We start from the raw sequence: 14,158 nt of genomic DNA, 5'->3' as shown, positions 1-14,158 counted from the left end.
GTTCGCGCCATTTTTTTGCGGTCATTCCGCGGCGACGCCCACCTCGATCACCGGTTCCATCGCATCGAACTCCGCGTCGGAGAGATGGCACTTGATCTGATGGCCGTTCGCCATCCGGCGCTGGGGTGGCACCTCTGTCTCGCACAGGTTTCCGGGCACCTTGCTCTTCCAGCGACAGCGCGTCTGGAACGGGCATCCCGGCGGCGGATTCATGGCCGAAGGCACATCGCCTTCGAGCACGATGTGCTTCTTCTTCACGCGCGTATCGGCAATGGGCACGGCGGAAAGCAGCGCCTCGGTGTAGGGATGATAGGGCGGCGAGAATACCTGTTCCGTGGTTCCCAGTTCGACAACGTGGCCGAGGTACATCACCATCACGCGGTCGCTGAGGTAGCGCACGATCGACAGGTCGTGGCTGATGAAAAGCAGCGTGGTCTTCTGCTTGCGCTGGATTTCCATCAGCAGGTCGGTGACGGCGGCCTGTACCGAGACGTCGAGCGCCGAAACCGGTTCGTCCGCCACGACGATCCGCGCGTCGCCTGCGAAGGCACGGGCAATGCCGACGCGCTGCTTCTGGCCACCGGAAAGCTGGCGCGGCATCCGCGTAGCGAACTCGCGGGGCAATTTCACGAGGTCGAGCAGTTCCAGCATGCGCTGCCAGCGGTCCTTCTCGTTCTTGCCCACACGGAAAATTTCGAGCGCGCGGACGATCTGACGCCCCACCGTCATGGACGGGTTGAGCGTGTCGAAGGGGTTCTGGAACACCATCTGCACGTCCGCGACGTTCTTCGTGCTTCGCTCCTCGATCGGCACGTCGCCGATGTTCTGGTTGTCCAGCAGGATCTGGCCTTCCGTCGCGGTCTCCAGACCCATCAGGACCTTCGCGAAAGTGGACTTGCCGCAGCCCGATTCGCCCACGATGGCGAGGGTCTCGCTCTCGCGCGCCTCGAAGCTCAGTTCCTCGTTCGCCTTGACCACCTTGGTGTCGCCGCCGCCGAACATGGCGTTGGCCGCGACCTTGTAGTACTTCTTGAGCTTGTCCATCTTCAGGATGACGTCCCCGACCTCGCCCTTCTGTTTGGTCTGCGCGGCCTGAGGCGGCGAGGACCAGTCTATCTCGTCAAAGCGCAGGCAGCGGGTTTCGTGTCGGTCGTTCCCCGGTACGGTTTCCATCGGGATATAGCCCTGGTCACAACGGCCGGCCTCGAAGTAGTCGCAGCGCGGGCCGAAGTTGCACCCCGGCGGACGTTCGTGCGGCAGGGGGAAGTTGCCGGGAATGGCCACCAGCGGGCGGGCGTTCTTGTCCGCGCCGGGCAGGGGGATCGAGCGGAACAGCGCCTGCGTGTAGGGATGCTGCATCTTGTCGAAGACGTCCCCGATGGTGCCGCGTTCCACCGCCTCGCCGGAATACATGACGCAGATCCTGTCGCAGGTTTCCAGAACGAGGCCGAGGTTGTGGCTGATGAAAAGCATCGAGGTGCCGTATTTCTTGCCCAGGTCCTTGACCAGTTCCACGACCGCCGCCTCGACCGTCACATCGAGCGCGGTGGTCGGCTCGTCCAGGATCAGGAGCGAGGGTTCGCTCATCAATGCCATGGCGATCACGATGCGCTGCTGCTGACCACCCGAAAGCTGGTGGGGATAGGCCTTGAGGATGCGCTCCGGGTCGGGCAGCTTCACGTCGGTCACCACCTGAAGGGCCCGCGCATATGCGTCCTTTTCGGACATGCCGGCGTGGATCATCGGCACTTCCATCAGCTGCTTGCCGATCCGCATGGCGGGATTGAGGCTCGCCATGGGTTCCTGGTAGATCATCGCGATTTCGCTGCCCCGGATGTCGCGCAGTTCGTCATCGCTCATCTCGCCGAGGTCGCGGCCCTTGAACTTGATGGAACCGCCGACGATGCGGCCGTTCTTTCCCAGATCCTGCATCACGCCCAGCGCCACGGTGGATTTGCCGCAACCGGATTCACCCACGAGCCCCAAAGCCTCGCCCGGCATGACACTGGCAGAGAAATCCATCACCGCGGGGATCTCGCGCAGCCGGGTGAAAAACGAGATCGACAGCTTGTCGATCTCGAGGATCGGCCCGTCATACTTTTCTTTCGCCATCTTCATCTCCCGCTCGCCGGGCGGCTTCGCCCTGCATTCACTGTTCCGGAAATATGCCCGGGGGGTCGCGCCTGCGGCGCATCCTCCCGTATTGTCATGCGCGCCTCGGGCGCGACGGGTAGAACCCTTGGTCCCACCGTTTCAATCAATCCCTCAAGCTCTCTTCACGCAGCCCGTCCGCCAGCAGGTTCAGGCCAAGCACCAGCGTCAGCAGGGCAAGCGCCGGTGCGATGGCTGCGTGCGGATAGAGCGACAGAAGCCGCCGGCCCGCGTTGATCGTGCTGCCCCAATCCGGGCTCTCGGATTCGAGACCCAGCCCGAAAAAGCCGAGCGTGCCGAGAAGGATCGTGGTGTAGCCGATCCGCAGGCAGAAATCGACGATCAGCGGACCGCGCGCGTTCGGCAGGATTTCCCACAGCATGATGTACCACGGCCCTTCGCCCCGGGTCTGCGCCGCCGCCACGTAGTCCCGCGTCTTGATATCGAGCGCGAGGCCCCGAACGATCCGGAACACCGTCGGGGCGTTCACGAAGACCACGGAGACGAAGACCACGAGGATACCCGGCCCCAGATCGAAGGGATCGAGGAAGGTGGGCAGGCCCGGAATGGTGTAGGTCGGCGTTTCCACGATCGTTCCGTTGCTCGACACCATGGCAAGATAGAACCACGCGCCGACACCCAGCACGACGATCAGCAGCGGCGTACGGAAGGACGGCTGCGTGTAGTAGCGCGAGTTCAGCAAGACGGTGAGAAAGATCAGCGGGAAGATGAACAGGAACAGCGCCATGTAGTTCGGGATGCCGGTCAGCACGATCTCGGGCGTCACCAGAAGGTAGAACAGCAGGATCACGGGGAAGGCCAGGATCAGGTTGGCGAGGAAGCTCAGGATCGTGTCCAGCTTGCCGCCATAGTAGCCGGCGGGCAGACCCAGCGTGATGCCGACCATGAAGGCGAAGAGGGTGGCGAAAGGCGCGATCTTCACCACCACCCAGGACCCCTTGATCAGGCGCGAGAACACGTCACGGGCCAGATTGTCCCCGCCCAGCAGGAACCAAGGGTAATCGCCTTCCTCGGCGCGGGCCAGTGGCGTGCCCGGCAACTCGTTCTTCATGCCCGAGACTTGGCTCAGGCTGTCATGGGTGACCAGCATGTCGAAGGCGCCGCCGAAGACCCCGGTGAAGACCCAGAACATCACGATGGCAAAGCCGATCATGCCCACGGTGCTGTCGAACAGCTTGCCATAGAGACCCAGCTTGCGCTTGTAGGTGATGGAAACTGCAAAGGTGAGGACCAGCGCGATCCAGACAGGGATCAGTTGTTGTGCCATGCCGCCGAAGATGCCGGCCGCGGGCCCCATGAAGATACCCCCGACGAGGTAGACGAGGATCAGCGCGATCACCCCGTAGAAAAGCCAGCCGATCAATCGGTTCAGGGCTCCCGCGATGCCGGTGGTCCCCGCCAGCGTCCCGTCGGCGCTGACCGCGCGCGCCGAACTGTCCGGCACGAAGGAGACGAGGATCTGGACGACAATCGCCAGCGCCAGCAGGCCGACCAGAAGGTAGAAGACGATGTTGAGACCCGAAAGAGCGCCCGTCCATGTCAATGGTTCCATGTCAAAGCTCCTTCACGAGATGCGGATGCGCGGGTTGAGATAGACGTAGCCGATGTCGGAGATCAGCTGCGTCAGCAGCACCACCGCCACCGAAACCACCGAGACCGCAAGCAGCAATTCGATGTCGTTGTTGCCTGCCGCCTGCACCAGAAGCCAGCCGAAGCCCTTGTAGTTGAACAGTGTTTCCACGATCACCACGCCGTTCAGCAGCCATGGGATCTGGAGCATGATCACGGTGAAGGGCGCGATCAGCGCATTGCGCAGCGCGTGTTTCAGAACGATGTCGCTGAACTTGACCCCCTTGAGCCGGGCGGTGCGGATGTACTGTGCCGTCATCACCTCGGTCATCGACGCGCGCGTCATCCGCGCGATGTAGCCCATCCCGTAAAGCGAGATCGTGAGCACCGGGAGGAAGAAGTTCCAGAAATTCGCGTCGTCCATGGCCGATGTGGCGGAGCCGAGGAACAAAGTCTTGCTTTCCATCAAACCCCATTCGTTCAGCAACGGCGACAGGCCGAAGCGCGACGAGGCAAGGACGGCGATGAAGATGACGCCCGAGACGTATTCGGGGGTCGCCGTCGTGGCGATGGAAAAGGTCGAAAGGGATCGGTCCAGCTTGGATCCCTCGCGCATCCCGGCAAGCACGCCGACCAGCAGCGCGGAGGGCACCATCAGAAGCAGCACGCAGAGCATCAGCTTTCCGGTCAGGGCGAGCCGCGTGAGCACCGTCGAGCCCACCGGCTCCTTGAACACGGTGGAAAACCCCCAGTCTCCCTGCAGGATGCCGCAGCGTGTGGGGCGGGCGAGTTCGGGCGTGCCGGCGGCAAAGCAGCGGCCGAAGGTTTCGCCGTCGGGCCGTTCGGTGACCCAGCCGGGCAGCACGCCCAGCCATTGGCCGAATTTCACCGGCAAGGGCTGCAGATAGCCGCGGTTCTCGAGGTAGGACGTCACGGCTTCGTCCGACATGCGGAAGTTGCCCTGGGTCTTGGCCAGCTTTTCGAGGTTCGGGTAGAGGTTGGTGAGCCAGAACACGATAAAGGTCAGGCACAGCGCCGTCAGCAACATCACGCCCAGACGACGTAAGATAAAAAGTCCCATTTGGTGCCCCTGTTGGTGGCGCGGCGGGTTTGCCCCACCGGTTCTTGTTTTGGCCTTGCGGCCTGTCCGGCGTTCGGACCGTCCGTTTCACGCCAGTGGGGGACGAATCTCCCTCGGGTCTTTTCCCCGGCGCGAGGACGCGTTCCGCCCGTTCCTGCTGTCTTTCGCGGTTAGTCCACAAAGTCATGAAGGCATGAAGGCGACCGAAAGGTCAATGTCGTGTTCCGCCGCTTCGCGCTCTTTTTGCGACATGACCCTTTGCCAAATGCGACCTTCGGATGCCGGAAAACGGGCCCTAGCGCGCGGGGCCCCGCAGGCCGGTGGGCGGCTGTCCGGTGTGCTGCTGCATGAAGCGGGTGAAATAGGCGGCAGAGCCGAACCCGAGGTGGCGCGCGATATCCTGAGCCGGCTGCCGTGTTTCCAGAAGCAGGCGCCGCGCTTCTGCCAGCACGCGTTCCGTCAGAAGTTCCGCCGCGGTCTTGCCGGTCGCGGCCTTGACCGCGCGGGTGAGATGCGTGGGGGTGACATCGAGCGTTTCCGCGTAGGCCGCCATCGGTGCCCCGCTGCGGTATCGGTGTGGAAGAAGATCGCAGTACAGCTTGCTCAGACGCCCGGCCGCGTTCCGGCGGGGAGGCACGTGTTCGTCCAGCATGATCTGCCGCCGCAGCCAGACCGAGATCAGCGCCGCATGTGCTTCGGCGGCGTCCTGCGACAGGGGGCGGTGCTTTTGCTGTTCGCGCGCGGCGGCCTCGATCAGGCCGCTGAGTTCCGACTGGACCGCCACGTCGCGGATGCGCAGGTGGCGCGGCATCTCGGGCAGGCGCAGCGGGGTGCCGGGCGGGATCACCACGGCCTGCGCCATGCCCTGACGCCCGAGGTCCAGCGCAAAGAGCGACCCCTGCGGCACCCAGAGCGCGTTGTGCGTGCCGACCCCGCGCCGCAGGCCGTCCAGCAGCGCACGGCCCTGACCACGGGTCACCCAGATCAGAAGGTGGTGCGGACGGTCCTGCGCGAGGTGCAGTCGCCAGTCCTGTCCGCCGGTCAGCTGCGGCAGGGTGATCACGTTGATGTCGGCGGCGGCAAAGCTCATCGTGCTATCGCATTTGTTTCGGTAGGGCCCAGTCTTGCACCCGGTCGGGATCCTGCAAAGTTGAAAAATGTAAAGTCACGCCGTTTTCAACCGGGTGTGACACGTATCCAGTCCGCCATCTTGGATCGCATCCAGGTGCGCTGTCGCTTGGCGAACTGGCGGGTGGCGATGACGGCGCGCGCGCGGGCCGCGTCCAGCGTCATGTCGCCGGCGAGATGCGCCATCAGTTCCGGCACGCCGATGGCCCGATGAGCGGGCAGGGCCGGGTCGTAGTGGGGGGCCTCCTTGCGCACTTCTTCGAGCGCACCTGCCTCCAGCATCTGATCGAAGCGGTCGGCGATCCGGTCGTTCAGCCAGTCGCGGTCCACGTCAAAGACGATCCGGCGGGCGCGTTTGGCGGGGAGCAGCGGCGCGGGCGTGTCCGCCTGCCAGGCCACCAGCCCGCGTCCGGTGGCCTTCAGCACCTCCCACGCGCGCTGGACGCGGGCGCGGTTGCGGGTGTCGAGGGTCCGGGCGGTGGGCGCATCCAGCGCCGCCAGCAGCGCGTCGAGCGACAGCCTGTCGCCCGCCGAGCGGATGGCCGGTGGCGTCGGGGGGATTTCGGCCAGTCCTTCCGTCAGCGCCTTGAAGTACAGCCCGGTCCCGCCGGTGATGATCGGCCTTGCGCCGCCGTCGAGGATCGCCGCGACCTCGCGCAGCCAGTGACCGGTGGAATAGGGCTGGGTCGGCGCCACGTGGCCGTACAGCATGTGCGGCGCCAACGCCTCTTCCGCCGGGTCCGGACGGGCCGTGATGATACGCCAGCAGTCGAAAACCTGGCTCGCGTCGGCGTTGACGATCACGCCGCCCTGTTCCCGGGCGATCCGCAGCGCCAGGGCGGATTTGCCGCTCGCGGTCGGGCCGGCGATCAGCACGGGCATGTCCGCGGGCAGGTCATTCAAAGCGTCGGTCATGGACATTTCTTGTCTGAACCCTTCCGCCGTGCATTGATCCTTCCCTCCATTTGCGACATTTTGCGGCGAAGTAAAACCGACAATGCCATACCCCCTCCCGAAAGGTTCCGCTCATGCCCCAGGACGCGCCCAACGTCACCTTCAAACGCGTGATGCTGAAAATCTCGGGTGAGGCCCTGATGGGCGACCTCGGCTTCGGCCTGCATCCCCCGACGGTGGAGCGGATCGCCCGCGAAGTGCAAAGCGTGCACGACCTGGGTGTGGAGATCTGCATGGTGATCGGCGGCGGCAACATCTTTCGCGGGTTGCAGGGCTCGGCACAGGGGATGGAACGGACGACGGCGGACTACATGGGGATGCTGGCGACGGTGATGAACGCGCTGGCGATGCAGTCCGCGCTGGAGAGCCTCGGGATCCACACGCGGGTGATCTCGGCCATCACGATGAACGAGGTCGCCGAGCCCTACATCCGCCGCCGCGCGGTTCGACACCTGGAGAAGAAGCGGGTCTGCATCTTTGCCGCGGGCACGGGCAACCCCTATTTCACCACCGACACGGCGGCGACGCTGCGGGCGAACGAGATGTCCTGCGAGGCGATCTTCAAGGGCACCAAGGTCGACGGCGTCTACGACAAGGACCCGGCAAGGTTCGACGACGCCACCCGCTACGACACCGTCAGCTACGACGACGTGCTGCAGAAGCGGCTTGGCGTCATGGACGCGTCCGCCATCGCCCTCGCGCGGGACAACAACTTGCCCATCATCGTCTTTTCACTGGACGAGCCGGGCGGGTTCCGCGGCATTCTGGCCGGGCAGGGCACCTACACCCGCGTCCAGGGCTGAGACGCGGATCACTCCGTCACGGTGTGATTGCCGGGGATGTCGATCACGATCATCGTCCCCGACAAGGCCCTTTCCACCGAAATCTTCGCGTCGAGACTGCGCGCGAGCTGCGACACGATGCGCCCCCCCAGCGAGTTGCTCTTGGGCCATTCCACGCCTTCGGGGATGCCCGTGCCGTCATCCGCCACCTGAAGCCGCATCACTCCCTCGCTCAGGTTCTTGATCCTGACTTCCACGAGCCCGGACTCGCGTCCGTCAAAGGCATGCTGCATCGAGTTGGTCATGATCTCGGACAGCACAAGGCCCAGCTGGGTGGCGGTATTGAGCGGCACGTCCATCTCGTCCGCGTCGATGTTGACCCGCACGCCACTGCGCCCGTCGATGTAGGCGATAGCGTTCGCGACGCGTGTCAGGTACGCGCCAAGGTTGATCCTGTCCTTGCCGGCGTTCTTGCCCCCGGTGTCGGCGCTCATTTCCTCGTAGAGCAATTGCAGCGTCTCGATCCGGCGCGCGAGCGTGTCGAACTCGCGGTTCGGGGTGGATTTCGAGTCGCGGGCCTGCATCCGGATCATCCCGACGATCATCGACAGGTGATTCTTGACCCGGTGCTGGACTTCCTCCAGCGCCTCGAGCGTATCTTCGTCCTCTGGTTCGCCGTCATCGTAGAGAGTCTGGACCCCCATGAAGTAGGGGACTTCGTCCTCCTGATCGTAAAGCGGGGCGATCATCAGGCGGTTCAGGAACTTGGTGCCGTCGGCGCGGTAGTTGCGCAGGATGACGGTCACTTCCTCCCGCTTCTCGATGGCCTCGCGAAGCTTGGCGACCCCACGCTGGTCGGTGTCGTCGCCCTGCAGAAAGCGGCAATTCCGCCCAAGCACCACATCGCTGTGGTATCCCGTCATCTCCTCGAACGCGCGGTTCACGTAGACGATGGGATTGTCGGGCAACTGGGGGTTGGTCAAAACGAGGGCGAAGGGCGCGCGCGTCATCGCGGCGACAGCCACGTTCGTCGGCATTTCGCTTACGGGGACCTTTTCGCCATCGGCCATGTCGCTGCGTTCTCCTCGCTGGGCGTATCGGCTGTCGCCAGTGGTTGACCCGGCTGGCGTCGTCAAGACTTGCTAACTAATTCACGCAAAAATGCAATTGCGGGTAATATGGCACATGTTTGCCGGATTTCCAGCCGATCGCATCGGCATGGCCGTCGGCGGATGCCGCATCTATACAATCCGCGGCGGTTGACGTTATATCGGGTCCGAACCGAGAATTGACCCATCCACCACCGGAGACCACATGTCCGACGACTTTATGCTCGACACCGACGATCTTGAGCGCCGCATGAAGGGCGCCATCGCGTCGCTGAGAACCGAATTCGCCTCTCTGCGCACCGGCCGCGCGTCTGCCTCCATGCTGGAACCCGTGATGGTGGATGCCTACGGGCAGTCCACGCCGATCAACCAGGTCGGTACCGTGAACGTTCCCGAACCGCGCATGGTCACCATCAACGTCTGGGACAAGGCGCTGGTCAACAAGGTCGAGAAGGCGATCCGCGAGAGCGGGCTGGGCATCAATCCCCAGATGAACGGCACGATCATCATGCTGCCGATTCCCGAACTGAACGAGGAGCGCCGCCGCGAGCTGACCAAGGTCGCGGGCACCTACGCCGAACATGCCCGTGTCTCCATCCGGAACATCCGCCGCGACGGGATGGACCAGATCAAGAAGGCCAAGGCCGACGGCATGTCGGAAGACGACCAGAAACTCTGGGAAAGCGAGATGCAGGATCTGACGAACAAGTACATTGCCCAGATCGACGAAACGCTGGAGACCAAGCAGACGGAGATCATGCAGGTCTGACGCCGGGGCGTCGAGAGCGGCATCGCACGGGCCTGCCGGATGGGCCCGCCGTGTCAAAGGCGGCGCCGCGAGGGCGCCGCTCAGGATCACACCAGACGACCGAGGCGCACCGCGGCTTGAGCACGAGGACCAACCCATGAAAGCCCGCGCATGATCGGCCAGCCGCAACCAGCATCACCCGCCACGGGCGGTCCGCGCCACGTCGCGATCATCATGGACGGGAACGGACGCTGGGCGACGCAGCGCGGCCGGCCGCGCCTGTTCGGGCACCACGCGGGGGCCAAGCGGGTGCGCGAGATCGTCGAGTCCTGCCCCGATTTCGGCGTCGAGTACCTGACCATCTTTGCCTTCTCCACGGAAAACTGGAAGCGCACGCAGGTCGAGGTCGCCGGGCTGATGAGCCTGTTCCGGCGCTATATCTCCAAGGAAACCCGGAGCCTGAGCGAGTTCGGGGTGCGGGTCCGGTTCATCGGCGACCGTGTCCGGCTCGATGCCAAGCTGATCCGCCTGATGAACGAACTGGAGGCGGCCACGGCCCACAACACCCGCGTGCACCTGACCATCGCCCTGAACTACGGCGGTCGCGACGAGGTGGCGCGCGCCACCCAGCGTCTGGCGCGGGACGTGGCGGAGGGGCGGCTCGATCCCGCCGACGTGGACGAGGAAACCCTGCCGCGCTATCTCGACACCTATGTCCTGCCCGACCCGGACCTGGTGATACGCACGAGCGGCGAGGCCCGCATTTCGAACTTCCTGCTGTGGCAATCGGCCTATGCGGAATACGAATTCATTGATACGCTGTGGCCCGATTTCACGAAGGCCGAATTCGGCAGCCTCTGCGCCGCCTACGGCGGCCGCGACCGGCGCTTCGGCGCGGTGAAAACCTGATACGAGGAAACAAGACATGGCCGACAGAAGCGATCAATGGTCTGATCTGAAAGCGCGGATGGGCGCGGGTGCCGTCATGGTCCTGATCGGCATCATCGGCATCTGGCTGGGCGGGCACGTCTTCCACCTGCTGGTGGCGCTGATCTGCGGCATCATGGTGTGGGAACTCGTCGGCATGCTGCGACCGGGCGATGGCTGGCTGCCGCTCAAGCTGGGGGGGCTGACAGGTATCGCCGTGCTGATATCCGTCTATCTGCCAGTCGGTTTCGCCCTGCCGATCCTGCTGGCGCCCGCGCTGGTCGGGTTCGGCCAGCTGACTCAGCACCGGACGATCTATCTCAGTTTCACGGCCATGATCCTGCTGGCGGGCTACGGGCTGATGATGGTCCGTGACGATTTCGGCGTCGGCTGGCTGTTGTGGCTGGTGGTCGTTGTGGTCACCACCGACGTCGTGGGCTACTTCGCCGGCCGCGCCATCGGCGGGCCCAAGTTCTGGCCCCGTGTGAGCCCCAAGAAGACCTGGTCCGGCACAGCCGGCGGTTGGGTGGGGGCCGCGGTCGTCGGGTTCCTGTTCTCCTTCAACACCGGCATCGGGCTGGAACTGGTGGGTGTTTCCGTCGCGCTGTCCATGGCGTCGCAGATGGGCGACATGGCCGAATCCGGCATGAAGCGCAAGATGGGCGTCAAGGATAGTTCCAACCTCATTCCCGGCCACGGCGGCCTGATGGACCGTTTCGACGGCATGCTGGGCGCGTCCATGTTCCTGCTGGTGATCGGACAGTTCATCGGTCTGCCGTTCGGTGTGAGCTGACGCGTGGTCCGGCGAGTCTCGATCCTGGGGGCCACCGGCTCCATCGGGCAGAACACCATCGATCTGATCCGCCGAGCGCCTTCGGAATACCGCGTCGTGGCGCTGACGGGCGCGGGAAACGTGGCGCAACTGGCGCGGGATGCCATCGACCTGAAGGCCGAGATCGCGGTCACGGGCCGCGAGGACCTGCTGCCGGAACTGCGTGACGCGCTGGCAGGCAGCGGGGTGGAGGCGGCGGCGGGCGCGGCTGCCATCTGCGAGGCGGCGGCGCGCCCGGCAGACTGGACCATGTCGGCCATCGTCGGTGCGGCGGGGCTGGCGCCGGGGCTCGCGGCGCTGCGCAACGGCACCACGCTGGCACTGGCCAACAAGGAATCACTGGTCTGCGCCGGGGCGTTGATGCTGCGGACAGCGCACGCCCACGGGGCGCGCATTCTGCCGGTCGACAGCGAACACTCGGCCATCTTTCAGGCCATGATCGGCGAGGACACCGCCACGGTCGAGCGGATCATCATCACCGCGTCCGGCGGCGCCTTTCGCGACTGGCCGCTCGAGCGGCTGGCCGAGGCGACGCCGGAGCAGGCGTCGAGCCATCCCAACTGGGACATGGGCCAGCGCATCACGATCGACAGCGCGTCGATGTTCAACAAGGCGATGGAGGTCATCGAGACCCACGAATTCTTCGACATCGCGGCGGACCGGATCGAGGTTCTGGTGCACCCCCAGTCGATGATCCATGCACTGGTCGGGTTCAACGACGGGGCGCTCATGGCCCATGTGGGGCCACCGGACATGCGCCACGCCATCGGCTTCGCGCTGCATCATCCGCAGCGGCGGGATCTTCCGGTCGAGCGTCTGGACCTCGCCGCCATCGGCCGGTTCGATTTCCGCGCCCCGGACGAGCGGCGCTGGCCCGCGCTGCGGCTGGCGAGAGAGACCATCGAAGCGGGCGGGCTGACCGGGGCGGTCTTCAACGCGGCCAAGGAAACCGCGCTGGACGGTTTCATCGCGGGCCGTATCGGGTTCACCGAGATGGCCGATGTCGTCGCGCGAACCCTAGAGGACAAGAATGCGTCAGATGGCCTCATTGGTGCCACGATGTCACTTGATAACGTCCTGCGGGTTGACCATCTGGCACGAGAGGCGGCAAAAGCCGCGATGGACAAGAGAGCAGGGTGACGTTTTGGACATTATGGCGCTGATACCGCAATTCGGCGGGCTGATCTGGACGTTGCTTGCCTTTGTCGTGGCGCTGTCCGTGATCGTGGCGGTCCATGAATACGGTCACTACATCGTCGGGCGCTGGTGCGGGATCAAGGCGGATGTCTTCAGCCTCGGCTTCGGTCCGGTGCTCTGGTCCGGTACGGACCGGAGAGGGACCAAGTGGCAGGTCGCCGCGCTGCCCTTCGGCGGCTACGTCAAGTTCGCGGGCGATGCCAACGCGGCCTCGGGCAAGGACGAAACGGCGATGGCGGCACTGGCGGACGACCCCGCGGCGCTGCGCCACACGATGCACGGTGCGCCGCTCTGGGCGCGGGCCCTGACCGTCGCCGCCGGTCCCGCGTTCAACTTCGCGATGTCCATCCTCGTGTTCTTCGCTGTCGCCTACTCGACCGGGGTCGAGCGTACCCCTCTCACGGTGGGAGAGTTGCGGCCGCTGCCGCAGGCGGAACGGGGGCTGGCACCGGGCGACGAGATCATCGGCATCAACGGCACCGCGCTGCCGCAGGACGATCCGGCGGCTTACGGGGCCTTCTTCGACAACCTGCCGGTCCAGCCGCGGCTGACATACGACGTGGTGCGCGACGGCACCGAACGCAGCGTCGAGGGGCCCTTCATCCTGCCGCCGCTGGTCAACCAGGTCCTTCCGCAGTCCGCGGCATACGACGCCGGGCTGAAGGCCGGTGACGTCATCACCGCGATCGACTCGGAGCCGGTGTTCGCCTTCGACCAGTTGAAGGACGCGGTCGAGGGATCGGATGGCGCCGCGCTGGCGCTGACGGTCTGGCGCGACGGCGAGATGCTGGATTTCACTATGACGCCCAAGGCCACGGACGAACCGCAGCCGGACGGCACCTTCGTGCGCAACCTGCGCATCGGAATCGCCGGCGGCATGTCCTTTGAACCGGCTACCGAAAAGCCGGGACTGGGCGCGGCGCTGAGCGCGGGCGTCGCCAACACGTGGCGGATCATCACGGGGTCCATATCGGGCCTCAAGCAGATGATCGTCGGGAACATCAGCACCTGCAACCTCAGCGGTCCGGTGGGTATCGCGCAGGCGTCGGGCGCGATGGCCAGCCAGGGGGCGACGTCCTTCATCTACTTCATCGCGGTACTCAGCACCGCGGTCGGTCTGCTCAATCTCTTTCCGATCCCCGCGCTGGATGGGGGACATCTGACCTTCTATGCCTACGAGGCGGTCGCGGGCAAACCGCCCAGCGACGGTGCGCTGCGCGTGCTGATGACGATCGGGCTGGCGCTGGTGCTGTCGCTGATGGTCTTTGCCCTCGGGAACGACCTTTTCTGCCCCTGAAGGCAGGGCGCCCGCGTAAAAAGGGGGCCTTGCCACGAAAAAGCCGCAATTCGTCAGAAAAGCGCCGTATTCCCTTGTTACGTGTCAGGCGTAACCAGAGGAATGCACCATGCAAGCCATCCAAAGATCCTACCGCGGCCTGAGCCTTTTGCTGGACCTCAACTGGGACCGCGCGCTGTATGTGGGCACGATCACGCTCGCCCTGGCGGCCGGCGCCTTTGTCGGCTCGCTCTGAGCGGAACAATCCACAACTGAATGATGTTACAAGTTTGAAATGCACTGCATGATGTGGTGCATTTTTTGGTTCTGCGCTTTTGACAAAGGCGGATAATCTACGTACTCAGGTTCCCAATGATGTCGCA

Annotated in this window: 13 protein-coding genes; 7 read left to right on the top strand and 6 right to left on the bottom strand. The window is 64.7% G+C overall.

Annotated features, from left to right (window positions below; genetic code table 11):
• Positions 1-21: 21 nt before the first annotated feature.
• The 5 genes from BOO69_RS09325 to miaA form a co-directional block, all read right to left on the bottom strand.
• The gene (locus tag BOO69_RS09325) at positions 22-2,112 is read right to left on the bottom strand and encodes a dipeptide ABC transporter ATP-binding protein (protein ID WP_071973746.1); all 2,091 of its coding nucleotides are present in this window, start codon (positions 2,110-2,112) and stop codon (positions 22-24) included.
• A gap of 145 nt (positions 2,113-2,257) precedes the next feature.
• On the bottom strand, positions 2,258-3,724 hold the full coding sequence (locus BOO69_RS09320; protein WP_071971915.1) for an ABC transporter permease: 1,467 nt from the start codon (positions 3,722-3,724) through the stop codon (positions 2,258-2,260).
• Positions 3,725-3,736: 12 nt separating this feature from the next.
• On the bottom strand, positions 3,737-4,822 hold the full coding sequence (locus tag BOO69_RS09315; protein WP_071971914.1) for an ABC transporter permease: 1,086 nt from the start codon (positions 4,820-4,822) through the stop codon (positions 3,737-3,739).
• A 295-nt stretch (positions 4,823-5,117) separates the two neighbouring features.
• Complete coding sequence (locus tag BOO69_RS09310) at positions 5,118-5,912, bottom strand: helix-turn-helix domain-containing protein (RefSeq protein ID WP_071971913.1); 795 nt, start codon at positions 5,910-5,912, stop codon at positions 5,118-5,120.
• A gap of 86 nt (positions 5,913-5,998) precedes the next feature.
• Positions 5,999-6,865: a tRNA (adenosine(37)-N6)-dimethylallyltransferase MiaA gene (gene miaA, locus BOO69_RS09305; protein WP_071973745.1), complete on the bottom strand. Its 867-nt coding sequence runs from the start codon at positions 6,863-6,865 to the stop codon at positions 5,999-6,001.
• A gap of 113 nt (positions 6,866-6,978) precedes the next feature.
• On the opposite strand from miaA, the gene pyrH reads away from it, so the two are divergent.
• Positions 6,979-7,707 (top strand): UMP kinase, encoded by a 729-nt coding sequence (pyrH, locus tag BOO69_RS09300; protein ID WP_071971912.1) that lies wholly within the window; start codon positions 6,979-6,981, stop codon positions 7,705-7,707.
• An 8-nt stretch (positions 7,708-7,715) separates the two neighbouring features.
• Here pyrH and BOO69_RS09295 read toward each other — a convergent pair whose 3' ends face one another.
• Positions 7,716-8,756 carry a PAS domain-containing protein gene (locus tag BOO69_RS09295; protein ID WP_083545486.1) on the bottom strand — a complete coding sequence of 347 codons (1,041 nt, stop codon included), beginning with the start codon at positions 8,754-8,756 and terminating at the stop codon, positions 7,716-7,718.
• Between the two features lie 244 nt (positions 8,757-9,000).
• Between BOO69_RS09295 and frr the strand changes: the two genes are divergently transcribed.
• From frr to BOO69_RS23560, 6 genes are all read left to right on the top strand, one after another.
• Positions 9,001-9,564: a ribosome recycling factor gene (frr, locus tag BOO69_RS09290; RefSeq protein ID WP_071971911.1), complete on the top strand. Its 564-nt coding sequence runs from the start codon at positions 9,001-9,003 to the stop codon at positions 9,562-9,564.
• Positions 9,565-9,714: 150 nt separating this feature from the next.
• Positions 9,715-10,452 (top strand): polyprenyl diphosphate synthase, encoded by a 738-nt coding sequence (gene uppS / locus BOO69_RS09285; RefSeq protein WP_071971910.1) that lies wholly within the window; start codon positions 9,715-9,717, stop codon positions 10,450-10,452.
• A gap of 16 nt (positions 10,453-10,468) precedes the next feature.
• Positions 10,469-11,263, top strand: coding sequence for a phosphatidate cytidylyltransferase (locus BOO69_RS09280; protein ID WP_071971909.1), 795 nt, complete (start codon positions 10,469-10,471; stop codon positions 11,261-11,263).
• A gap of 3 nt (positions 11,264-11,266) precedes the next feature.
• Entirely contained in the window at positions 11,267-12,442 is a 1,176-nt protein-coding gene (gene dxr, locus BOO69_RS09275; RefSeq protein WP_071971908.1) for a 1-deoxy-D-xylulose-5-phosphate reductoisomerase, read from the top strand.
• A gap of 4 nt (positions 12,443-12,446) precedes the next feature.
• Complete coding sequence (gene rseP, locus BOO69_RS09270; protein WP_071971907.1) at positions 12,447-13,796, top strand: RIP metalloprotease RseP; 1,350 nt, start codon at positions 12,447-12,449, stop codon at positions 13,794-13,796.
• Positions 13,797-13,905: 109 nt separating this feature from the next.
• Positions 13,906-14,031, top strand: a complete 126-nt coding sequence (locus tag BOO69_RS23560; RefSeq protein WP_257786735.1) for a hypothetical protein — start codon at positions 13,906-13,908, stop codon at positions 14,029-14,031.
• Positions 14,032-14,158 lie beyond the last annotated feature (127 nt).

Origin of the sequence: Sulfitobacter alexandrii, assembly GCF_001886735.1 — a bacterium.
GTDB lineage: Bacteria > Pseudomonadota > Alphaproteobacteria > Rhodobacterales > Rhodobacteraceae > Sulfitobacter > Sulfitobacter alexandrii.
The sequence above is the reverse complement of the archived record's forward strand: the minus strand, read 5'-3'. Positions and strand labels throughout refer to the sequence as shown.